This window comes from Massilia sp. BHUDP2 (assembly GCF_046236355.1).
GTDB classification, from domain to species: domain Bacteria; phylum Pseudomonadota; class Gammaproteobacteria; order Burkholderiales; family Burkholderiaceae_D; genus Telluria; species Telluria varians.
Genome location: NZ_JBJUVW010000003.1, coordinates 515,958 through 536,552, shown reverse-complemented (window position 1 = coordinate 536,552; position 20,595 = coordinate 515,958). Strand labels below are relative to the sequence as shown.

General features: G+C 64.4%; 22 protein-coding genes. 4 read left to right on the top strand and 18 right to left on the bottom strand.

All coding sequences use genetic code 11. The annotated features are described in order from the left end of the window. Position 1: 1 nt before the first annotated feature. The 3 genes from ACK6C6_RS19110 (at position 2) to ACK6C6_RS19100 (ending at position 2,710) form a co-directional block, all read left to right on the top strand. The gene (locus tag ACK6C6_RS19110; protein WP_409268768.1) at positions 2–682 is read left to right on the top strand and encodes a YoaK family protein; all 681 of its coding nucleotides are present in this window, start codon (positions 2–4) and stop codon (positions 680–682) included. An 8-nt stretch (positions 683–690) separates the two neighbouring features. Then, the gene (locus ACK6C6_RS19105; protein WP_409269196.1) at positions 691–1,248 is read left to right on the top strand and encodes a TMEM175 family protein; all 558 of its coding nucleotides are present in this window, start codon (positions 691–693) and stop codon (positions 1,246–1,248) included. A 334-nt stretch (positions 1,249–1,582) separates the two neighbouring features. Further along, entirely contained in the window at positions 1,583–2,710 is a 1,128-nt protein-coding gene (locus ACK6C6_RS19100) for a PEP-CTERM sorting domain-containing protein (protein ID WP_409268766.1), read from the top strand. 84 nt (positions 2,711–2,794) lie between these two features. Here the strand turns inward: ACK6C6_RS19100 and ACK6C6_RS19095 are convergent, their stop codons facing one another. The 13 genes from ACK6C6_RS19095 to ACK6C6_RS19035 form a co-directional block, all read right to left on the bottom strand. Then, positions 2,795–3,430 carry an SAM-dependent methyltransferase gene (locus tag ACK6C6_RS19095; RefSeq protein WP_409268764.1) on the bottom strand — a complete coding sequence of 212 codons (636 nt, stop codon included), beginning with the start codon at positions 3,428–3,430 and terminating at the stop codon, positions 2,795–2,797. A 51-nt stretch (positions 3,431–3,481) separates the two neighbouring features. Beyond that, on the bottom strand, positions 3,482–3,892 hold the full coding sequence (locus ACK6C6_RS19090) for an ASCH domain-containing protein (protein ID WP_409268762.1): 411 nt from the start codon (positions 3,890–3,892) through the stop codon (positions 3,482–3,484). Beyond that, positions 3,889–4,623, bottom strand: a complete 735-nt coding sequence (locus ACK6C6_RS19085; protein ID WP_285377948.1) for a helix-turn-helix transcriptional regulator — start codon at positions 4,621–4,623, stop codon at positions 3,889–3,891. The genes ACK6C6_RS19090 and ACK6C6_RS19085 overlap by 4 nt, the downstream gene beginning before the upstream one ends. Before the next feature lie 179 nt (positions 4,624–4,802). Next, positions 4,803–5,006 carry a hypothetical protein gene (locus tag ACK6C6_RS19080; RefSeq protein WP_027867509.1) on the bottom strand — a complete coding sequence of 68 codons (204 nt, stop codon included), beginning with the start codon at positions 5,004–5,006 and terminating at the stop codon, positions 4,803–4,805. A gap of 37 nt (positions 5,007–5,043) precedes the next feature. Then, positions 5,044–6,378: an ATP-dependent protease ATPase subunit HslU gene (gene hslU, locus ACK6C6_RS19075; protein WP_209589581.1), complete on the bottom strand. Its 1,335-nt coding sequence runs from the start codon at positions 6,376–6,378 to the stop codon at positions 5,044–5,046. A gap of 14 nt (positions 6,379–6,392) precedes the next feature. Then, the gene (gene hslV / locus ACK6C6_RS19070) at positions 6,393–6,929 is read right to left on the bottom strand and encodes an ATP-dependent protease subunit HslV (RefSeq protein WP_409268759.1); all 537 of its coding nucleotides are present in this window, start codon (positions 6,927–6,929) and stop codon (positions 6,393–6,395) included. Between the two features lie 173 nt (positions 6,930–7,102). Next, positions 7,103–8,377 (bottom strand): hypothetical protein, encoded by a 1,275-nt coding sequence (locus ACK6C6_RS19065; protein WP_409268757.1) that lies wholly within the window; start codon positions 8,375–8,377, stop codon positions 7,103–7,105. Positions 8,378–8,576: 199 nt separating this feature from the next. Next, a complete protein-coding gene (dksA, locus tag ACK6C6_RS19060) occupies positions 8,577–9,029 on the bottom strand; it encodes an RNA polymerase-binding protein DksA (protein ID WP_027867513.1) in 453 nt (150 codons plus the stop codon). Positions 9,030–9,281: 252 nt separating this feature from the next. Continuing rightward, on the bottom strand, positions 9,282–10,346 hold the full coding sequence (locus ACK6C6_RS19055; protein WP_036205937.1) for a GTP-binding protein: 1,065 nt from the start codon (positions 10,344–10,346) through the stop codon (positions 9,282–9,284). Between the two features lie 139 nt (positions 10,347–10,485). Next, the gene (gene xerC / locus ACK6C6_RS19050; protein WP_209589549.1) at positions 10,486–11,406 is read right to left on the bottom strand and encodes a tyrosine recombinase XerC; all 921 of its coding nucleotides are present in this window, start codon (positions 11,404–11,406) and stop codon (positions 10,486–10,488) included. Between the two features lie 20 nt (positions 11,407–11,426). Next, positions 11,427–12,092: a DUF484 family protein gene (locus ACK6C6_RS19045; RefSeq protein ID WP_209589550.1), complete on the bottom strand. Its 666-nt coding sequence runs from the start codon at positions 12,090–12,092 to the stop codon at positions 11,427–11,429. Between the two features lie 112 nt (positions 12,093–12,204). After that, positions 12,205–13,485 (bottom strand): porin, encoded by a 1,281-nt coding sequence (locus ACK6C6_RS19040; protein ID WP_209589552.1) that lies wholly within the window; start codon positions 13,483–13,485, stop codon positions 12,205–12,207. A 215-nt stretch (positions 13,486–13,700) separates the two neighbouring features. Then, complete coding sequence (locus tag ACK6C6_RS19035; protein WP_036205933.1) at positions 13,701–14,753, bottom strand: porin; 1,053 nt, start codon at positions 14,751–14,753, stop codon at positions 13,701–13,703. Between the two features lie 473 nt (positions 14,754–15,226). On the opposite strand from ACK6C6_RS19035, the gene ACK6C6_RS19030 reads away from it, so the two are divergent. After that, positions 15,227–16,849: an SEL1-like repeat protein gene (locus ACK6C6_RS19030; RefSeq protein WP_209589553.1), complete on the top strand. Its 1,623-nt coding sequence runs from the start codon at positions 15,227–15,229 to the stop codon at positions 16,847–16,849. A 43-nt stretch (positions 16,850–16,892) separates the two neighbouring features. On the opposite strand, the gene ACK6C6_RS19025 is transcribed toward ACK6C6_RS19030, so the two are convergent. From ACK6C6_RS19025 to ACK6C6_RS19005, 5 genes are all read right to left on the bottom strand, one after another. Further along, a complete protein-coding gene (locus ACK6C6_RS19025; RefSeq protein ID WP_409268753.1) occupies positions 16,893–17,423 on the bottom strand; it encodes a lysozyme inhibitor LprI family protein in 531 nt (176 codons plus the stop codon). A 25-nt stretch (positions 17,424–17,448) separates the two neighbouring features. Further along, positions 17,449–17,706 (bottom strand): hypothetical protein, encoded by a 258-nt coding sequence (locus tag ACK6C6_RS19020; RefSeq protein WP_209589555.1) that lies wholly within the window; start codon positions 17,704–17,706, stop codon positions 17,449–17,451. 165 nt (positions 17,707–17,871) lie between these two features. Beyond that, positions 17,872–18,723 carry a diaminopimelate epimerase gene (gene dapF / locus ACK6C6_RS19015; RefSeq protein ID WP_409268751.1) on the bottom strand — a complete coding sequence of 284 codons (852 nt, stop codon included), beginning with the start codon at positions 18,721–18,723 and terminating at the stop codon, positions 17,872–17,874. Between the two features lie 53 nt (positions 18,724–18,776). Continuing rightward, positions 18,777–19,640, bottom strand: a complete 864-nt coding sequence (locus ACK6C6_RS19010; RefSeq protein ID WP_209589557.1) for a lipid A biosynthesis acyltransferase — start codon at positions 19,638–19,640, stop codon at positions 18,777–18,779. Then, positions 19,637–20,500, bottom strand: coding sequence for a lysophospholipid acyltransferase family protein (locus tag ACK6C6_RS19005; RefSeq protein WP_409269194.1), 864 nt, complete (start codon positions 20,498–20,500; stop codon positions 19,637–19,639). The genes ACK6C6_RS19010 and ACK6C6_RS19005 overlap by 4 nt, the downstream gene beginning before the upstream one ends. Positions 20,501–20,595: the final 95 nt, after the last annotated feature.

The following is a 20,595-nucleotide window of genomic DNA, read 5'->3' as shown; positions in this document are numbered from 1 at the left end:
AATGATGACGCCACAATTCCAGCGTTTTCAGGGCATCGGCATGGGCTTCATGGCCGGCTATGTCGACACCCTCGGCTTCGTCGCCCTGTTCGGCCTGTTCACGGCCCACGTCACCGGCAACTTCGTGCTGATCGCGGTATCGCTGGCCGACCCGACCCAGACGCCTTCGCTGCTCAAGCTGCTGGCCTTCCCGGCCTTCATCCTGGGCGTGGCGGCAAGCCGGCTGCTGGTGGTGCGCTGCGAGCGGCGCGCCACCTCCGCCGTCAAGCCGTCCTATTCTCTGCAACTGGTGCTGCTGCTTGGCTTCATGGTGTGCGGCATGCTGGCCGAGCCGGTGGGAAAAAGCGTCGGCGCGCTGGCGATGGCGGCCGGCCTGCTGGGCGCCGCGGCGATGGGCGCCCACAGCGCGGCCAGCAAGCTGCTGCTGACCCACCTGGCCCCGACCTCGATGATGACCGGGAACGTCACCCAGCTCGTGATCGACACGGTCGACCGCCTGCGCGGCGCCGCCGACGACGCGACGAAGGCGCGCTGCGCCAAGTTCTTCTGGCCGGTGCTGTCCTTCGCGCTGGGCTGCGCCGCCGCCGCCTTCGCCTACCGCGCCTTCGGCTTCGTGGCGCTGATCGTGCCTAACGCGATCCTGTGCCTGCACCTGCTGCAGCCGGAGCCGCAGGCGTCATGAGCACGGTGCTGCGCAAGAACAGGCTGGAAGCCTTCAGCGACGGCGTGATCGCGATCATCATCACGATCATGGTGCTGGAGCTGAAGCCGCCGCAGGGCACGTCCATCGCCGACCTGGCGGAGGTGCTGCCTGGCTGGCTGCGCTATGCGCTCAGCTTCGTCTACGTCGGCATCTACTGGGTCAACCACCATGCGCTGTTTGAGCGGGTCAGGAAGGTCGACGGCGCCGGCCTGTGGGCCAACCTGCACCTGCTGTTCTGGATGTCCCTGATTCCCTACGTGACGGCGTGGGCCGGCGAGCATCCGATGGCGGAGGTGCCGGTGGCCTTGTACGGCGTGGTGCTGCTGCTGTGCTCGGTCTCTTTCATGCTGCTGTCGTGGCGCCTGGATGTGGATGCGGACGCCGGCCACGTGCACTCCTGGGGCAGCCGCAAGAACCGTTTGTCGATCGGGCTGTACGCGCTGGCGATCGGGCTGTCGTTCTGGTATGCGCCACTCGGTGCGGTGATCCATGTGTTGCTGGCGCTGCTGTGGCTGATGCCGGAGGCTTGCCGTCCACGACGCTAGCATGCGTGTCGCTACTGCGATCAGCTACGACACTCGTCCCACAAAGACCATCGTGCGCATTGCACTATCATCAAATTTGATATTTTTACATTTTTCTTTGACTGGTTTAATACAATTCAACGGCACAGTGATTTTAAAATTTAACAAAATTCCCACACAACACTAAATTTTCTGTCGAGAATATTTACACTACACACTTTTAAATTCCTTCAAAAAAGATCTATCTCTTTCCGATCAAGGACTTGTAAATACTGGCATGCAGCTTGCGTTACCTAAACGCGAGAGACGAATCATTACATCTCGAATCGTTTATATCCCAAAACCAGGAGCCATCATGTCCAATACTTTATTTCGCGCTATCCTGCTGGCCGCTGCCGTGCTGCCAGCCGCCGCCCATGCATCGCTGATCACCAAGGCTTCCGAGGAAGACGTCAAATTCAAGGCGACAAACAGCCAGAAGGATTCGACCGCGAATGGACAGGCAACCACCGTACAAAATGTCACGATGGCCACTACCGAGATCCAGAAATTCGACAAGAACCTGGGCGTGCTGACCGGCGCTACCGTCAACCTGAAATCGGCTTACACGCAGTCCACCAATGTCACGGTCCAGGCAACCGGCGACGGCAACAACAAGGATGGTGCGTACATCGCCAGCGGCACTGGCAGCAGCGCAATCAAGATGGTGATACCGACCAGCCGTGAGGGTGGTGCTGCAAGCCAGTCGAATATCGCTGACAGCTGCGGCGGCACCAAGCCCAAGTCCGCCTGCAGCGATGGCGCCACGACGAAGACCGTCAATGACAATGTCGACCTCGGCGCGACCAACCTGAACGCCTATGTCGGCGCCGGCAAGTTCAACGTCGATCACGTCGCCGTCAGCAACTCGGCAAGCCTCACTGCCAATAACTTCAATGGTGTCGCTACCACGGAATCCCAGATCTCCTGGGAGGGCTGGCTGAACGCCCAATACAGCTACCTGATGCATGCCGCCAGTTCCTTCAGCCTGGATTCGAACTTGAACGAGCTGACCCTGGATTTCGGCGACCTGTTCATCGGCGATGTCTTCGGCGTCAAGGATTTCGGCATCTCGAACCGGGCCGGCGATCGCGTGGGCTTGAAACTGACCGGCATTGCTGCTTCGGGCGACACCGCCATGTTCTCGCCGGGACTGGCCCTGTTCGATAACCTGGGCCAGGGCGCAACCAACGGCTACCAAGCTTCCTTCCTCGGCACCACGGCTGGCGCCTACGGTGCGACCTACCAGCTGACGCTGGCCGACGTGGGACTGGCGACCTACGCGTCGGACTCGCTGTTCGACAACTATGGCCTGACGCTGAAACTGAAGGCAAACCTGCTGGCACGCGAAGTTCCCGCTAATGACGTGCCGGAACCTGGCTCGCTGCTGCTGCTGGGCCTGGGTGCTGCGCTTGCCGGCGTCGCACGCCGCCGCAAGGCTTGATCAGCGCGCACTTGCAAGACGTGCGCATGCCGGGAGCAGATCTGCATCACGCTCCCGCACCAGCTGCTGCCAACCGGAAGACGTTCAGCGTGGATAAATGAAACCGGTACGGATATCCATCGGCAGCAGCCGGCCGCCTTCGCGCACCATCAGGCGCTGGGGCGGTTCCTCGCCGGCCAGTACCCGCCGCGTGACGGGCAGTCCTTCGGCCTTGCGCACCAGTTCGTCGCTGCGCTCGTACACATTCGGACAGCCGGTGGCCTTGATGAGCGCCTGCACGACGGGCACCTTCCACAGGTCGACCCCGGCGGCATTGAACTGGCAGACCAGGTAGCCCGCGGCGCCGCCATGGCTGTGCACCAGCAGGCCGGGCAAGCCGGTCTGGTCTCCGTCGATGAGCTGGACCAGCGCCTCCGGATCGGCGTCACGCAACACCTCGGCGCGCGCCAGCACGGCAGCCTGTACGCGGCGCTTGATCAGGGCATGGTCGACCGGCTCGTCCTCGCGCAGGGTCCAGACCCGGGCCGCGATCTGCGACTTGGCGTTGTAGGCCGCGCGCGCCAGGAACTGGCGCGACGAGGACTGCACGACGGCTGTGGCGCCCGCCTTGTTGCGCTCGGCGGGCTTGCCCTCGACCTTGTCGATGGCTGACAGATAAATCCAGGGGTCGCCGGCCAGGATGGCCTTTTCCTTGCCCTGCTTGATGGTAATGGTGAGCATGCGCGGCTTTCGTTTACAGGATGCGCATGATACAGCAGCCGGGAAAGCAGCTCAGGGCTGAATCACCTCGACCAGCTCGAAATGCAGGGTCACGAATTCGAAGTCGTCGTGCAAGTCGTACTGCGGCAGGCAGCGGATATGCACTTCCTGGAATTCCTGTGCGCTGGCGAAGGTCTCGCCGCGCCAGACTTCTTCCGGGATGTCGCCGAAGCGGATGCGCTGCACCTTGGTCGCGCGGATCAGGCAGCGCAGGCGCTGCTTCAGGTCGTAGACTTCGATCAGGTCGCCCGCTTCGTAGCCGCCGTCGCCGTATTCGCCGTAGGGTTTGTAGTAGTCCTCGACCGTGTCGGCGGTGACCGTCTTGCGGCCCGCCATCACGGCGCGCGGCAGGCTGTCGTCGTTCTCGTCGGCGCCCCAGAAAGTCAGGCGCTTGCGCCGGCCGGTATCGATCGCCGCGGTCATGCGCGCCGCAATGCGGTGAATGCGGCGAACTCCCAGGACCGGAAGCCGACCAGCAGCGTATAGCCGTCGCGCTCCTGTGGTGGCAGCCGGCGGTCGTTGCGGTGCAGGCGCGCCAGTTCGCCGGCCAGCTGCTCGATCCTCGAGGCCAGCTCCTGGGCGCTGGCGCTCGACAGGCGCGCGGGCAGGCACATCAGCGCCTCGCCGGGACGGTCGAACCTGCCCGCAAAATAGTCTTCGACCACGTGCTCGCGGAAGAAGCGCTGTACCGGGCCGTCCGGCAGCCAGCGGAAGGCGTTCGAGACGCGCAGGCTGTAGCGGTTCAGCGGTTTCAGTTCGATCAGGCCGAGCCGGTCGAGTTCGGCAAGTAGGGTGATGCATTCCGGCTCGGTCAGGCGATAGGTCTCGGTGACCTGTCCCAGCGACCAGTGCCCGAGGCAGCAGATCGCCATCAGGAGCAGGCGCGGGTTGGCGACCAGCGAGGTTTCCTGCGGCAGGGTGAGGAAGTCGGCCTGGGGACGCGAGTCGGCGGCGCGGCGCAGCACGTCCTCCAGTGCGATGCCGGTCACCTGGCAGATCTGGGCCAGGCGCGACAGCGCCATGTCCTTCTGGCCGAACATGCGCTTGACGCTCGATTCGCTGACGCCGATGCGCCCGGCCAGGTCTTTGTAGGTGATGTTGGCGGTACGCAGTTCGGCGCGCAGCACGTCGAGGACCAGTTCCGGTGAACTCATGGTGTTCCTGCAGTAAATATGTAATGTCGACTGAATGTACCTGTGAATTGTCGAGTAAGCAAGATCGTGAGGGCGGCGATACCACACCGCAGCCGCAGGCGGCAGGGACGGACGTAAAAAAGGCGGGCACGCTTGCGCGGCCCGCCAAGGGGAAACTCTATCGAAAGGAGGATGCCGAACTATTCGTCGTCGTCCGCGACCAGTTTGGCCTTCTTCAGCATGCGCTTGGCCTCCTGCCGTTCGCTCGACAGCGGCTTGGCGTGCGCCCCCGCCGAGCGGGCCTTGGCCAGCGCCGCGATCGGGTTGCGCGGCTTGCCGAAGTTCTGGGATGGCTCCACCCGCAGCCGCATCTTCTGCCGCGTCGCCAGTGCCTTGTTTGCCATCGCCAATCCTCCTTCTCAAGAAATTACAGTACGCGCATTACAGCACGTACCTCGACAGGTCTTCGTTGACCGACAGCGCGTCCAGTCGTGCGTTGACGTAGGCCGCGTCGAGGGTCACCGTCTGCTCCTTCTCGGCGCCGGCAGTGAACGAGATCTCCTCGAGCAGCTTTTCCATCACCGTGTACAGGCGGCGCGCGCCGATGTTCTCGGTGCGCTCGTTGACCGAGAACGCGATCTCGGCCAGGCGGTGGATGCCGTCATCCGTGAAGACGACCTTCACGCCTTCGGTGGCCAGCAGCGCTTCGTACTGCTTGGTCAGGCTGGCGTCGGTCGAGGTCAGGATGCTCTTGAAGTCTTCGATCGACAGCGATTCCAGTTCGACGCGGATCGGAAAGCGGCCCTGCAGCTCCGGGATCAGGTCGGAAGGTTTTGATAAGTGGAACGCGCCCGAAGCGATGAACAGGATGTGGTCGGTCTTGATCATGCCGTACTTGGTGTTCACCGTCGTGCCTTCGACCAGCGGCAACAGGTCGCGCTGCACGCCGGCGCGCGAAACGTCAGCGCCGCCGTGTTCGGAACGGGTGGCGATCTTGTCGATCTCGTCCAGGAACACGATGCCGTTCTGCTCGACGTTGGCGATCGCCTTCTGCTTCAGCTCGTCCTCGTTGACCAGCTTGGCGGCTTCCTCGTCGACCAGCAGCTTCATCGCTTCCTTGATCTTCATCTTGCGCGGCTTCTTGCGTGCGTTGCCGACGCCGGCGAACATCGACTTGATCTGCTCGGTCATTTCTTCCATGCCCGGCGGCGCCATGATTTCCATCTGCGGGGCCGCGTCGGCCACGTCGATCTCGATCTCGCGGTCGTCGAGCGAGCCTTCGCGCAGGCGCTTGCGGAAGGTCTGGCGGGTGGCGTCGCCTTCCTTGCTGTCGCCGTTGTTCACGTTGAAGCCGAAGTCGCGCGCCGGCGGCACCAGGATGTCGATGACGCGGTCTTCGGCCGCATCCTCGGCGCGCTGGCGCACTTTCTTCTGCTCACTCAGACGGGTCTGCTTCACGCCGATGTCGATCAGGTCGCGGATGATGGTGTCGACGTCGCGGCCGACGTAGCCGACTTCGGTGAACTTGGTCGCTTCGATCTTGATGAAGGGCGCGTCGGCCAGCTTGGCCAGGCGGCGCGCGATCTCGGTCTTGCCGACCCCGGTCGGGCCGATCATCAGGATGTTCTTCGGGGTGATCTCGTGGCGCAGCGGCTCGGCGACCTGCTGGCGGCGCCAGCGGTTGCGCAGCGCGATGGCGACCGCGCGCTTGGCCTTGCCCTGGCCGACCACGTGCTTGTCCAGTTCCGAGACGATCTCGGGCGGGGTCATGTTCATGATGGGGGACTGGTTCATTCCAGGGTCTCGATGATGTGGTTCAGGTTGGTGTAGATGCACAGCTCGCCCGCGATGGTCAGCGCCTTCTTGACCACTTCCGCCGGCGGCATGTCGGTGTTCTCGTACAGGGCCTTGGCCGCCGACTGGGCGTACACGCCGCCCGAGCCGATCGCGCCGATGCCATCGGTCGGCTCGAGGACGTCGCCGTTGCCGGTGAGGATCAGGGTCGATTCCTTGTCGGCGACCAGCAGCATGGCTTCCAGCTTGCTCAGCATGCGGTCGGTGCGCCAGTCCTTGGCCAGTTCGACCGAGGCGCGCAGCAGGTTGCCCTGGTGCTTCTCCAGCTTGGCTTCGAAGCGGTCGAGCAGCGTAAAGGCGTCGGCGGTGGCGCCGGCGAATCCGCACAGGACCTTGCCCTGGTACAGCTTGCGCACCTTGCGCGCCGAGCCCTTCATGACGACGTTGCCCAGCGTGACCTGGCCATCGCCGCCCAGCGCGACCTCGCTGCCGCGCCTCACACTGACGATGGTGGTGCCGTGAAATTGTTCCATTTTTAGCCTCGTGGTTGTCTAGCCACCCGCAGATGGGGTGGGTGCTCGGAATTGCAAGATGAGCTCAGCCTTAATTGCGATGTCGAATGAAACCTGAAGTACCACAGTCCATTTTTACGCGCTGTCCACGTAACGTGGACACCGTGTTATCCATGGACAAGGGGGCGGCTCGGTCAATACCGGTGCGGGTAAAGACGAATGCCGCCATCGTCGTGCGTATAGCCGAGCAGGCGCAGCAGCGCCGCAACCAGGTGGTTCAGGTCGCGCAGCTCGACCCGCCGTTGCTGTTCCGTATGCACGCGTAAGCGGCCCTGCAGCGCGGTGGCGCAGGCATAGTCCATGCGCGCCAGGCGCGAGCAGTCCAGCACCAGGATCTCGCGTCCTTCGGCGTAGGCGTCGACGGCGTCCAGCAGCGCCGCGCAGTCTCCCAGTGCCAGCGGCGGCAGCAGGAAGCGGTCGCCCGCCACCGGGGCGGGGGCCGCGGTCGACACGTGGCTGGGTGTCTCGAACGAGGGCGGCGACAGCTCGAAGGTGACGCAGTAATCCATCGCCGATTCCTCGAAATCCTTTTCGCGGTTGGACAGCAGGAGCAATTCCAGCAGCAGCAGCCAGGGCGCTTCGCCGGCCGTACGGTCGCCCACCGCCAGCATGGGGCGCAGGGTCGCCATCAGGGCGTCGGCGCCGGCCAGCACCAGTTCGCGTCCTTCCTTGCGCAGCGTTTGCAGCGCCTTCAGGAGCAGGGTACAGCCTGTCGCATCGGCGCTGCGCACCGCGCCGACGTCGACGCGCACCAGTGGCGCATGCGCGGCGAGCAGGCGCTGCAGGCGCGGGGCGATGCCGCCGTCGAGGACGGGGCCGAAACTTTCGGTGGCGGCCACCCCGGTGAGCTGGGGGACGTCCTGCGCAGGGGGCGGCGGCTGCCAGGCCGGCGGCGAGGTCTCGAAATGGCTGGCGTAGTCGATGGCGATGCTCTCGAAGCGGGCTTCCTGGCCGGTGGCCTGGTAGAGGTCGAACAGCATCCACCAGGGCAGGCGTTCGATGCGGCCGAAGTCCGCCAGGCTGTCGCGCAGCAGGCTTTCGGCGGCGCCGGCCTGGCCGTTGGCGTAGAGGATGGCGCCTTCCTCGACGGCCGGCGCGGTGGCGGGCACGGCCGCGGCGTCGGGCAGCTCGTCCAGGCTGGGAACTGGCTCAGGGACGGCAGCGGCGGCGGCGGGGCGGCGCGCCGTGCTGCCCCAGGCCGGTTCGTCGTCGAAGATGGCGGAGCTCATTTCCAGCTCGATCTCGTCGATCTTGGCCGCGGTGGCGCGGGCGATCGCGCGCTGGCGTTCGCGTTCGGCTTCCGACGCCAGGCGCGAGGGCTCGCCGGCGCGCAGGCGCGTGTCCACGACGAGAAGTTCCTCGTCTGCTGGCGTGTCGCTCTTTTTCTTCAGGAAGGAGAACAGCCCCATGGTCCCAATGGATAATTGAACAAGTCCCGGCACGGACATGACGGTAGCACGGCTGCGAGCGGCACGTGCTGCGCACACGCGCACTTCGCTAGTGTATCCCATAGGAAATAAAACCTATGCACGAAACATAGTGCCGCGTACAAAAGAAAAAAGCATGCGCCTTGCGGTGCATGCTTTTTTCGGTGGGAGTGGGCGGGGATCAGTCGCCGTACAGTTTCTGCTTCAGTTCGCGGCGCTGCTGGGCTTCCAGCGACAGGGTCGCGGTGGGACGGGCGATCAGGCGCGGGACGCCGATCGGTTCGCCCGTTTCGTCGCAGTAGCCGTACTCGCCGTTCTCGATGGCCTGCAGCGATTGCTGGACCTTCTTGAGCAGCTTGCGTTCGCGGTCACGGGTGCGCAGTTCCAGCGCGTGTTCTTCTTCGATGGTCGCGCGATCGGCCGGGTCCGGTACCAGCACGGTTTCGCGCAGGTGTTCGGTGGTCTCGCCGGCATTCTTCAGCAGTTCCTTCTCGAGCTCCTGCAGGCGGTTGCGGAAGAACGCGAGCTGTGCCGGATTCATGTAGTCGTCGTCGCTCATCGCCCGAATTTCTTCTTCCGTCAGAAGGCGTTCTTCGAGCTGCGCGGCGGTATTCGGTTTCGTTGTTTTAGTCATGATGCCTTCGATACGACAGAGGTTTTCATTTTAGCAGCAAACTCAACATTGACACCTTTGCAACAGGTGCCTGCCAAGGCTTGCTGCCCCGGACGGCGGCTGCCGTCCTTCACTGCCTGTCCCGGGCCCGCATGCGGCTGGCGGGTGGGACGATGCCCGGATGCGCCGGCGCGCTAGCGCTGGTGCCCGGCCTGCCAACTACCATGGCAGGTCGTCAGGCGGGCCCGGACTTGCCCGCAAAACTGATGTAGTTTATACCAAACACTGTTCAAGTCCGCTGATAAATACGTCTTTTGGTAAATTTTTACCAATAAACACCATTTTACTGCCACGGGTCTCGCCTTCGCCCCACTTTGCGCCCAGGTCGCTGCCCATGATTTGATGTACGCCTTGGAACACGACCTTGCGGTCGGCGCCGGCCATCGACAGCACGCCCTTGTAGCGCAGCATCTGCGGTCCGAAGACCTGCACCATGCTGCCCAGGAACTGGTCGAGGCGTTCCGGGTCGAAGGCGCGCTCGCTCTTGAAGACGAAGGCGGCGATGTCGTCGGTGTGGTGGCTGTGGTGGTGGTCGTGGTGATTGCAGGCCTCGCCATGGGCATGGTCGTGGCCGCAGTGTTCGCCGTGCTCGTGATCATGGTCGTGATCGTGGCCTTCCTCGGCGCGCAGGAAGTCCGGATCCAGCTCGAGCTTGTCGTTCAGGTTGAAGCCGCGCAGGTCCAGCACCTCGGAAATCGGGGCGCGGCCGAAGTCACTTAGCGAAATCGGGGCGCGCGGGTTGATGCGGTGCAGGCGCGACGTCAAGGCATCGACGGCGGCGGCATCGACCAGGTCGGTCTTGGAGAGCAGGATCTTGTCGGCAAAGCCGACCTGGCGCTGGGCTTCCTCGTGACGGTCCAGCTGGTCCATCGCGTGGCGCGCATCGACCACGGTCACCACGGCGTCGAGCATGTAGTTAGCGCCCACTTCTTCGTCGACGAAGAAGGTCTGCGCCACCGGACCCGGGTTGGCCAGGCCGGTGGTCTCGATCACCACGCGGTCGAAAGCGATCTCGCCGGCGGCGCGTTTCTGGGCCAGGTTGGTCAGGGCCACGATCAGGTCGCCGCGCACGGTGCAGCAGATGCAGCCGTTGTTCATCTCGACGATCTGCTCGCCGGTGTCGCGCACCAGGATGTCGTTGTCGATGTTTTCCTGGCCGAATTCGTTCTCGATGACCGCGATGCGCAGGCCATGCTCCTCGTGCAGGATGCGGTTGAGGAGGGTGGTCTTGCCTGCGCCGAGGAAGCCGGTGAGGATGGTGCTTGGGATGGGTTCCATGTTCGCTTTGCCGTCAGTTGCGCCCGCATCAAGGCGGGAGAATCGGGGGATTATGCCGGATTTCGTGCAAGATCACCATCAATCAACCGTGCAGCGTCTTGACACAGCTCAACGTCTTGGACGTTGCAATCGTCTTGGCTTACTTCGACTTCGCTCTTGGATGGGCTTTGTCGTAGACAGCGGCAAGATGCTGGAAGTCGAGGGCCGTGTAGATCTGGGTCGAGGTAATGCTCGCGTGCCCCAGCAGTTCCTGCACCGCGCGCAGATCCCCCGAGGATTGCAGCACATGCGAAGCAAAGGAGTGGCGCAGCACGTGCGGGTGGACGTGCACCGGCGTGCCTGCGCGCAGCGCATGCGCCTTCAGGCGGGTCTGCACCACGCGCGGCGTGATGCGGCTGCCGCGGCTTGACAGGAACAGCGCGGCGCTGCCGTCGCGCGGCGCGGGGCGCACGGCCAGCCAGGCGGAAAGTGCCGAGCGCGCCGGCGCACCGACGGGTACGCGCCGCATCTTGCCGCCCTTGCCGGTGACCACCACTTCGCCGGCCTGCAGGTCCAGCCAGCCGAGCGAGGCGGGCATGCCATTGCCGGCTTCGGTATAGACCATGTCCAGGCCGGCGAGTTCCGACACCCGCAGGCCGCTCGAATACAGCAGCTCGAACATGGCGCGGTCGCACAGCTCGGCCGGCTCGGAATGGCCCTTGGCATTGGCTTCCATCAACTGCACCGCGTCGTCGACCGACAGGGCCTTGGGCAGGGTTTTCGGGCGGCGTGGCGCACGCACGCCCTCGACCGGGTTGGCCGGCAGGGTCATCTGGCGCGACAGCCAGTCGTAGAAACCGCGCCAGCCGGACAACTTGCGCGCGATCGAGCGCGCCGACTGGCCGCCGGCATGCATTTTCGCCGCGAAGCGGCGGATGTCGTGGTGGGTCAGGGTCGGCCAGTCTTCGTGGCCGGCCAGGGTAGCGAGTTCCGCCAGGTCGCGGCGGTAGGCCGCGACCGTGTGCGGCGACAGCTGGCGCTGGGTGGCCAGCTCGCCCAGGTAGCGGCTCGGCCAGTCCATCGCCGCTGCCTCCATGGCCGTCAGGCGCGCAGCGGGGCCAGCGCGGTGCTGGCGGTGGTGGCGATGTGGACCAGGAAGTCGGTCGCCATGGTCGCGGTGAAGCGGTCGTCGTTCGGGGCGCCCAGCACCAGCAGGCCGAAGGTCTTGCCGCCGGCCGTGAGCGGCATCAGGACGGTCGAGCGCACCGCGGCCGGGTCGTCGAGCCAGCGCACCGCTTCGAAGTCGTTGTTCAGGCCGCAGTAGGGCGCGCGCAGGCTGGCCGCGAACAGACGGGCATCGTCCGACACGCCATTGGCGAACCAGGCGTCGGCATGCTCCGGCTTCAGGTTCCACAAGCGCAGCGTGACCTGCGGCACCATGAATTCGGTGCGCAGCGCGTCGACCAGGTCGCGCGGCATGGCGGCGTCGCCCTTGGAGGCGAGCAGGGCCTGGTTCCAGGCGTGGAAGCGGTTGGCGATGGCGTGGTTTTCCTCGGCGCGGCGGGTCAGCTCGGCCAGGCGCAGCTCGAGGACGCGGTACTTGTCGCGCATGACCTCCATCTGGCGCTCCTGCAGCGACACGGCGCGGCCGGTCAGCGGGCTCGACAGCTTCACTTCGCCCAGCAGGCCGGCGTGCTCCTCGAAGAATTGCGGGTGGTCGATGAGGTATTGGGCGACGGCGTTGGCGTCGATCGTATCGGTGGTCATGAAAGCTCGAGGTGAAAGATATCCGTCCGCCATTCTACCTGACAGGCAGTAGAGCAACGGACATAAAAAAAGACGCCCAGGAGGGCGTCTCTTTGCTCTGGGTAACAGTGACTCAGAAACGGTGGCGGATGCCGACCTGCAGTGCGCGGCCGTCTGCGCCCGGGGTCTCGGTGAAGCCGCCCGGGTTGCCCGAGGTGCCCGGCGAGTACTGTGCCAGGCCCTTGTTCTTGATGAAGGCCGCGACGGTGTACAGGTCGGTGCGCTTCGACAGGAAGTGGTCGTAGCCGATCGCGTACAGGTTAGCGTCGCTGTTGGTGGCGGTGCGGTCGTTCTGGTGCGCGTACTGGGCCATGATGCGGCCGCTGCCGATCTTGTAGTGCGCGCCCACCTGGTAGCTGTTGGCGTCCTGCTGGGTGTTGTTGCGCAGCGCGGTCACGAAGATGTTGCGCAGCGCAGCCTGGTTAGCCGCTGGCACGCCTTGCTGGGTCAGCACCGGGGTCACGCCCGCGTCCCAGCCGGCGGTGTAGTCGGCCATCAGCACCGAGTTGGTGTTGCGCTGGCTGTGGAAGCCGGCGAACAGTTTCCAGGTCTCGTTCAGCTGGTAGGAGCCGCCCACGGTGGTGGTGCGCAGGCTCGGACGGTTTTGCTGGTCGTAGCCGTGGTTGTAGCCGATGCCGACGTCGAGGCCGTTGGCGGTATAGGTGACGGCGCCGGCACGGAACTTGTTGTAGCGGCCCAGGTAGCCCGAACCCTTCGGACCGTACATCAGCGAAGCGCCGATGCCGTTCGGCAGGGCGATGCGGTACTGGATGGCTTCCTGCGAGCGGATGTCGGCGCCCAGTGCGGTGAAGCCCGCGGTGCCGCCGGTCACGTGGCCCCAGGTGCCGCCGGTGCCCGATTCGAAGGTGTCGGCCTTGTTGAAGACTTCATAGCCCGGGGTGTACATGCGGCCCAGCAGGACGGCGCCCACCGGGGTGATCAGGCCGACCATGGCGGTGCGGTCGAACAGGGCGCGTTCCTGGTTGACGGCCGGGCCACCCGGCGGCTGGATCAGGGATTGCAGGCGGCTCAGGATCGCCGGCGGGATGCCGTTCATGCCGCGCAGCAGGTAGGTGCCCGGATTGTCGTTCATCAGGGTCGGCTGCTGGGTGCCGGTGTCGAGCTCGACGCGTGCTTCGAGATTGAAGATTGCCTTGTAGCCGTTGCCGAGATCCTCGGTGCCCTTGAAACCGATGCGCGAACCGTCGGCGCCGCCGCTATAGATCTTGGTCGGGCCGCCCTTCTGCCACATGACGCCGGCGTCGGCGATACCGTAGATCTGCACGCTGGTCTGCGCGAAGGCCGGGATTGCGAAACAGGTGCCGAGCAGCGCGGCCAGGATACTTTTCTTCATTGGGTCTCCATTAATTTTGCGAACGAGCGTTTTGTTACGCGCCTTGCCAATATGCCATTGCTTAAGTGCACTGTACAGGCCCCGGATGCAGGAGGCCCCGGCGTCTTGACCGGCGTTGCTTAAAAACTACAAAAACAGGGCAAAAAAAGGGCGGCATGGTTGCCCATGTCCGCCCTTTGGAAGGACAGGCCGCGGGCCTGTCCTCCGGATACGGCTTAGAACGAGTGATTCACGCCCACGTCGTAGTGGTTGACGGTCGACTGCAGGGCGTTGATGCCCTTCTTGCGCGACGCATCGATGTACAGATAGGTGCGCTTCGACAGACTGTATTCATAGCCGAGCGACAGCTGCTTGACCTTCTGCAGGCCATCGACGTCCTTCTGGCCATAGCCGGCCAGGAACTTGCCTGGGCCCATGGTGTAGTTCGCGCCCAGCACCCATGCGGTGGTGTTGGCGTTGGCGAAGCGGTTGTGCTCCTGGTCCTGCTTCGTGTACAGGCCCATCAGCTTCAGTTCCGGGGTGGCGGAGAGCGAGGCGCCGATCGACCAGACCTTCGATTCGATGGCGTTGCGCTCGTAGCCGGCCATGAAGGCTGCCGGACCGTTGTTGTAGGTGCCGGTGATCGAGAACGGGTTGGCCGATGCTTCGGCGCCCACCGGGTACTGCGGGGCTGCCGGGGTGCCGCGGCCGATGACGGCCGGGCCGCCGCCGCCTTCCTTGGTGGCGATGGCGGCGTTCAGCTGGAAGCCGCTGGTGACCGGCGAGTTGTACCAGACCGCGTTCGAGAAGCGGTTGCTCGAGTAGCCCTGCACGTCCAGCGGCTGCGAGCTGTAGCCGGCGACGGCCAGGTCGGTCCAGAAGCCAGCCGGGCTCGGCGAAGCGTGGAAGGGTTCGAAGGCGCCCACGGTTTCGTGGAACGGGGTCAGGCCGCGGCCGATGCGGACCATGCCGAAGTCGCCCTGCAGGCCGACGCGGGACTGGCCCTGGAACAGCGGACGCTGGGTGCCGTTGCTGCCGATTTCATTGGTGCCGGTGTCCGGCTCGTAACGCATTTCCAGTTGGAACAGTGCCTTGAGGCCGTTACCCAGTTCTTCAGTGCCCTTGAAACCGAGGGTGTTCGAGGCGCGCTTGCCGATGTTGAGGCTTTCGCCGCTGCGCTTGATGACGCCCGCGTCGATGGTGCCGTAGATCTGGACCGAAGTTTGTGCGTGCACGGTGCCGGCAGCGAATGCGCCAAGCAGTGCTGCGGCCAGGAGGGAGTGTTTCATTGTGTTTCCTTTTTCTTAAGTGAATCTCAGCTATCCCGGCATTGAGGCTTAAAAAACTGAATGCCCGGATAACTGCACCTTAAATCCTTGAGTCGTCAAGATTGTCGGTTTTGTCAATTATGAAGGGCGGGGTTGGTCGAAAGCCAATAAATCCAATCGTGCTGTTGTATTTTTGAAACGCGGATCACGAAGATGTAACAAATTGCTTCAAAGAAAGCGCCGAGCTCATCAATTGAGCAGTTTGCGCCGCCTCAAGGAAGGCCGGAATTCGAGCAGAACGGCAGCAATGACGCCGTAGACTCTGCGTCAAACCGAGGTGCGCGGCGACGGCAGGTCGGGAATCCTTGTATATTGGCAAGCTTTTTGGTGTGGGGCCGTCCTGCGGCAGCGCCTTTTCTTGCCATCGTTCGAGCGTGATTCCCGCTCCAGTCCGCCTGACCGCGCTGGCCGATTCCATACCAAGACAAGCAACAATGGCGAACCGCGAAGAACTGGCGATCATCCGCAATGCACGTGCCGGGCAGGCCGCTGCCCAGCTCGAGCTGGGCAAGCTCTACCTGTTCGGCAGCGCCGGCCTGCCGCAGAGCCTGCCGACCGCGCTGCACTGGCTCGAGCGCGCCGCGCGGCAGGAATGCCGGCAGGCCTGGCAACTGATCGGCAACCATATTCCGCTCGCGCTGGCCCAGCCCAGCGCCCAGGCCCTCGCTCCCTGGTACGAACGCGCCTATGACGACGGCAGCGTGCATGCGGGGCTCGTGTTCGCGCAGCTGGTGCTGGGCGACGGCAGCGCCCCCGGCGCCACCCCCGATACTCCCGGATCCGCCAAGGCCTTGCGTGCGCTTGAAGACGCCGCCCGCGCCGGCTTTCCCGATGCCCAATGGCTGCTGGCGCGCCGGCGCGACGCCGCACCCGGGCGGCTGGCCGGCGCCACTGCCGGTGCCGGGACTGCGCCGGTATCGGCCCAGGCCTGGCTGCGGCGTGCGGCCGACAGCGGCGTCGCCGCCGCCCAGTCTGCCGTGCTCGAGCAAGCCTGGGACGCCGGGCGCTGGGACGACTACCTGGCGCGCGCGCTGCCGCTGGCGCGCACGCTCGTGCGTACCGCCGCCAGCCAGGATGGCGTGCAGCGGCTGGCGCCGGCCGACATCGCATTGCTGTCGCGCGTCGCCCGCCTGCTCGACGACAGCGCCTTCCACGAAGGCGGGCAGGGCGAACACGGACCGGTCCGGCATGGCATCACGCCTGCGCCGGGCGAACCGCTGTGCTTCTGGGAGCTCGCCGCGGCCGAACACGACCGCCATGCCCAGCTGGCGATGGGCTTGCGCTGCGCGCGCATGGGTGTCGACGGCCGCCGCATTGCCGGCGGCGGCGGCGCCGCCAATTTCAAGAAGGCGATTCGCTGGCTGAGCCTGGCGGGCGAACAGGGCCTGGCCCAGGCCTGGTACGCCCTGTCGCGCATCTATATCAAACCCGAGTTCTCGCAACGCAATGTTGCCGATGCCCAGCGCTACCTCGAGCGCGCGGCCGAGATGGGCTATCGCGACGCCCAGCTCGAATGCGGGCACAACGCCTGGCGGGCGCGCCGCGAGAATGAAAACAACGACGTCCGCGCCGCTTACTGGCTGCAGAAGGCGGCCGCCCAGGGCTGCACCGAGGCGCTGGTGCTGCTGCGCAAGATCGCCCCGCGCCTGGACACGCCCCCCTATGTCGAGACCGGCAAGCTGCTGGCCGGGCACGAGGAAGCGCTGCAGGCGCCCCCGCTGCTGCACGCGCGGCTGGAACTCGCGGCGCTGTTCAGCCTCTCACGGGCGGAAGCGCTGCTGCTGGACGTGTCCGCGGCCGACCAGGGCCACTGCCTGGTGATCGACATCCGCGCCAGCTATGGCCGCAGCAAGCGCCGACTGGTGCTGGTCGAGACGGCGCAGGAACGCCATGCGCTCGATCGCGTCGCGCGCCTGTTCGAAGGGATCGATTGCGGGCCGTCGGGGCCGGAAGGGAATTACCGGCAGCGGCTGTACCGGCTGCGGACGCTGGTCGGCATGCCCGCCAAAGGCGAGGACGATGGGGATGGGGCGGCGGAGATCGGCTTGGCAGCCTGATCGCGAGACATGTTCCGCTCGCAATGCTTATGCTTCGTTCCGGTCACGGGGTCATGGATGCTGGAATGCGATTCCGCTTGGGCAGACTGAACTCCTCCGCTCCATTATACCGGGCCTTGAATTCGATGCAGCCGTTGCATGGGCGAATATCCTCGAGCGTCGCGATGCGCTGCTCGGTCAGTTGCATCCGGCATAGATTGACCGAAAAATTGTGGATGCTGCCGCCCTGGGTAGCTTCAGTCCGGAGTTTGCATTCGGCGTCGCGGAATGCAATCCATCTGCGCTGTGCAGCTTGCAAGCTGTGCGGCTTGGCAAGTGCCTTCATCAGCCCTGCGTACACCAGGTTCAGGCGGTCATCGGATTCTCTGGCTTCTCGGCTCATGCACAAGCTCATCTGCAACATGTTTCCGTCGCCACAATGCTCTTGCTTTTGCTGAGCAATATCTTCCGGTGAAGCTGGTACCTCGGCTGCATTCACCTGAAAGAAGCAAGCGCACAGCAGGGCAAGCACCAGCAGGTGCAGCCACGTACCGCCCTTGAGGCCAGCAAGTTGCCACCTTCCTTGCATCTTCATATTTCGGAACCTTCTCTTTAAAGTATTAATTTCGCATTGTCACGAAAGTCTCGATGACGCAGCCACCGCGCAGCATTGCATAGCCCATTTCTCCCGCAAGATGGTGCCAGGAATCCCCCCCGGAGTTGAAAGCGACAATCTCGTCGCCAGGTCGAAGCCTGGATTTGAAGCTGAGCCACTCGCCATGCATGAAAGCAAACGGGACCTTGGGAAGGTCGTCCCGCATTTTTAGCATGGCGGTGGTCTTCTCCATTTCATGCTTTTCGATTTCTTCGATCGTCATGGGCTGCGATACGGAGTAGGAAGAGGAAAACTTCCCGCACGATTTGCGTGCCGGCGCAGCCTCAGCTAGGGAGCAGGCGCTTGCCAACAGAATGAGTAGTAATACGCGCATCGTCTTCTCCGGATTTGCGTTGCCTGCCGTATCGACGTCGGCCCTAGACTGGGTTCAGATCTCGACTTCGCCTTCGAATACCGTGACTGCCGGACCGCTCAGATACACCGGCTGGCCCGCGCCCGCCCAAGCAATGCTGAGTTCGCCACCGCGCGCCGACACGCGCACCGGCGAATCGAGCAGGCCGCGCCGGATGCCGGCCACCACGGCCGCGCAGGCGCCGGTGCCGCAGGCCAGGGTCTCGCCGGCGCCGCGCTCGAATACGCGCAGCTTGATGTGGTGGCGGTCCAGCACCTGCATGAAGCCGGCGTTTACCTTCTTCGGGAAGCGCGCATGGGTTTCGATCGCCGGGCCCATGCTCTCCACCGGGGCGGTATCGACATCGTCGACCACCTGCACCGCGTGCGGATTGCCCATTGAGACCACCGATACGAACACGGTCTTGCCGTCCACCGACAGCGGCCAGGTGGTGTCTTCGGCCTCAAGCGAGCCGTTCAGGCCGGCGGCATCAAATGGCACCTCGGCCGGGTCCAGGCGCGGCGCGCCCATGTCCACCGTGACGCTGCCGTCGTCTTCCAGGCGCGGAGCGATGATGCCCTTCATGGTCTCGACCCGGATGCTGCGCTCGCCGGATAAACCCTTGTCGCTGACGAAACGGGCAAAGGCGCGTGCGCCGTTGCCGCATTGCTCGACCTCACCGCCATCGCTGTTGAAGATGCGGTAGCGGAAATCGACGCCCTCGCTCACCGGGCGCTCCACCACCAGGATCTGGTCGGCGCCGATGCCGAAACGGCGATCGGCCAGCCGGCGCCATTGTTCGGTGCTCAGATTCACGTCCTGGTGAATGGCGTCGACGACGATGAAGTCATTGCCCGCGCCGTGCATCTTGGTGAATTTCAGTTTCATATGTCTGATTCAGTCCAGCTTAATCAAATCCGAATTGGATTAGCCCAGCTAAATTAGTCGTAGAACGACGGCTCGCCCGGCGGCCGGGTCTTGAAGCGCTTATGGGTCCAGAAGTACTCCGCCGGCGCCTCGCGCACGCGCTCCTCGATGAAGGCGTTCATGCGGCGGGTCGCCTCGACCATGTCGTCGCCCGGGTAATTTTCCCACGCCGGATAGAAACGCACACGCCAGCCCTGGTAGTTCGGCAGGTAGGTGGCAACTACCGGGATCACCTTGGCGCCGGTGGTGGCCGCGATGCGGCCCAGCGCGGTGAGGGTGGCGGCCGGGATGCCGAAGAAGGGTACGAACTCGGCATCCTTCTCGCCGAAGTCCATGTCGGGCAGCATGAAGTAGGGCAGGCCGTCGCGCAGCGCGCGCAGGATCGGCTTGATGCCTTCCTTGCGCGTCACCAGGCGCACCGGGCCGTAGCGTTCGCGGCCATGGCGCAGCAGTTTGTCGAAGGCTTCGTTCTTCTGCGGCACGTACATGCTGCATACCGGGATCACGCGCGAGGCCACGCCGGCCACGTCGAGGCAGACGAAATGCGGGCACAGCAGGATGGTCGGGCCGGCTTCCATCTCGGCCTTCGGCACGCCTGGTTCGACCTGGATGTAGCTGCGTACGCGCGCTTCCGGCGCCCACCACAGGATCGAGCGCTCGAAGATGCTGCGCGCGTAGGCGCGGAAATGCTGTTTCGCGATCGCATGGCGTTCGCTCTCCGATTTCTCGGGCATGCACAGGCGCAGATTGGTCAGGGTGATGCGGCGGCGCTTGCCCATGATCAGGAACATCAGGCTGCCGACCGCTTCGCCGAGGCGTCCCAGGATGGGCAGCGGCAGGAAGTGCAGCAGCCACAAAATACCGAGCAGGAGCCTCATGCCGCGGCCTCGCTTTCCGGACCGGCCACGCCTTCCGGCTGCTTGTAGCGGTTATAGCTCCAGAAGTACTGCGCCGGGCAGCGCGCGATCAGCTGCTCCATGGCGCGGTTGATCGAGGCCGCCTGGTCCGCTGCGCTGCCTTCCAGGCTGCCCTCGAAGGGCACGAAGCGCACCACGTAGCCGCGGCCGCGCGGCAGGCGCTCGGCATACACCAGCAGGATGTCGGCCTTGCCCAGCTGCGCTAATTTTGCAGGCAGGGTCATGGTGTAGGCAGTACGGCCGAACCAGGGCGCCCACACGCCTTCGCCCTCCTGGGGCACCTGGTCGGGCAGCAGGCCGATCGGTTCGCCGGATTTCAGGGTCTTGGCCAGGATGCGCACGCCGGACAGGGTCGCCGGCGCCAGCTTGAGGTTGTGGCGCGCACGGGCGCCTTCGACCAGCGGTTTCAGCGCGCTCTTCCTCGGCGGGCGGTACATGACGGTGAGGGCGGTCTGCAGGGCGATCTGCTGGGCCGTCATCTCGAAGCAGCCCAGGTGTGGCGTCAGGAACACGATGCCCTTGCCGGCATCGAGGCGCTGCTGCACCAGGTCCCAATTCTCGACGCTGGCATGGCGGGCCACGCGTTTCGGGTCGGCGCACCAGACGAAGGCCAGTTCGATGATGGCCTTGCCGGCTTCGGCGACGGCGGCGTTCAGGTGGTGTTCATAGCCGGCCTGGACCAGGTTGGCGCGCAGGCGCCGGCGGTATGAACCGGAAGCTAAATAGACGAGCCAGCCGAGGGCCGCGCCGAGGGCATGCAGAAACGGCAATGGAAATACCGATAGTGCACGGAATAAAAAAACTAACATGCGATTGACCAGAGTTGAAAGAGCGCTGCTCGGTAGAGCAAAATTCTCGAAGGAAGCGTAAAATACCACTTTATGCAGGATCCGCCGAGTTAATAGACAACTTGCGA

Excerpts from the sequence above, each read along its gene's own strand:
- ACK6C6_RS19110 (WP_409268768.1), top strand. The coding sequence starts at position 2 with ATGATGACGCCACAATTCCAGCGTTTTCAGGGCATCGGCATGGGCTTC.
- ACK6C6_RS19100 (WP_409268766.1), top strand. The coding sequence starts at position 1,583 with ATGTCCAATACTTTATTTCGCGCTATCCTGCTGGCCGCTGCCGTGCTG.
- ACK6C6_RS19095 (WP_409268764.1), bottom strand. The coding sequence starts at position 3,430 with ATGCTCACCATTACCATCAAGCAGGGCAAGGAAAAGGCCATCCTGGCC.
- ACK6C6_RS19090 (WP_409268762.1), bottom strand. The coding sequence starts at position 3,892 with ATGACCGCGGCGATCGATACCGGCCGGCGCAAGCGCCTGACTTTCTGG.
- ACK6C6_RS19085 (WP_285377948.1), bottom strand. The coding sequence starts at position 4,623 with ATGAGTTCACCGGAACTGGTCCTCGACGTGCTGCGCGCCGAACTGCGT.
- ACK6C6_RS19080 (WP_027867509.1), bottom strand. The coding sequence starts at position 5,006 with ATGGCAAACAAGGCACTGGCGACGCGGCAGAAGATGCGGCTGCGGGTG.
- hslU (WP_209589581.1), bottom strand. The coding sequence starts at position 6,378 with ATGAACATGACCCCGCCCGAGATCGTCTCGGAACTGGACAAGCACGTG.
- hslV (WP_409268759.1), bottom strand. The coding sequence starts at position 6,929 with ATGGAACAATTTCACGGCACCACCATCGTCAGTGTGAGGCGCGGCAGC.
- ACK6C6_RS19065 (WP_409268757.1), bottom strand. The coding sequence starts at position 8,377 with ATGGGGCTGTTCTCCTTCCTGAAGAAAAAGAGCGACACGCCAGCAGAC.
- dksA (WP_027867513.1), bottom strand. The coding sequence starts at position 9,029 with ATGACTAAAACAACGAAACCGAATACCGCCGCGCAGCTCGAAGAACGC.
- ACK6C6_RS19055 (WP_036205937.1), bottom strand. The coding sequence starts at position 10,346 with ATGGAACCCATCCCAAGCACCATCCTCACCGGCTTCCTCGGCGCAGGC.
- xerC (WP_209589549.1), bottom strand. The coding sequence starts at position 11,406 with ATGGACTGGCCGAGCCGCTACCTGGGCGAGCTGGCCACCCAGCGCCAG.
- ACK6C6_RS19045 (WP_209589550.1), bottom strand. The coding sequence starts at position 12,092 with ATGACCACCGATACGATCGACGCCAACGCCGTCGCCCAATACCTCATC.
- ACK6C6_RS19040 (WP_209589552.1), bottom strand. The coding sequence starts at position 13,485 with ATGAAGAAAAGTATCCTGGCCGCGCTGCTCGGCACCTGTTTCGCAATC.
- ACK6C6_RS19035 (WP_036205933.1), bottom strand. The coding sequence starts at position 14,753 with ATGAAACACTCCCTCCTGGCCGCAGCACTGCTTGGCGCATTCGCTGCC.
- ACK6C6_RS19030 (WP_209589553.1), top strand. The coding sequence starts at position 15,227 with ATGGCGAACCGCGAAGAACTGGCGATCATCCGCAATGCACGTGCCGGG.
- ACK6C6_RS19025 (WP_409268753.1), bottom strand. The coding sequence starts at position 17,423 with ATGAAGATGCAAGGAAGGTGGCAACTTGCTGGCCTCAAGGGCGGTACG.
- ACK6C6_RS19020 (WP_209589555.1), bottom strand. The coding sequence starts at position 17,706 with ATGACGATCGAAGAAATCGAAAAGCATGAAATGGAGAAGACCACCGCC.
- dapF (WP_409268751.1), bottom strand. The coding sequence starts at position 18,723 with ATGAAACTGAAATTCACCAAGATGCACGGCGCGGGCAATGACTTCATC.
- ACK6C6_RS19010 (WP_209589557.1), bottom strand. The coding sequence starts at position 19,640 with ATGAGGCTCCTGCTCGGTATTTTGTGGCTGCTGCACTTCCTGCCGCTG.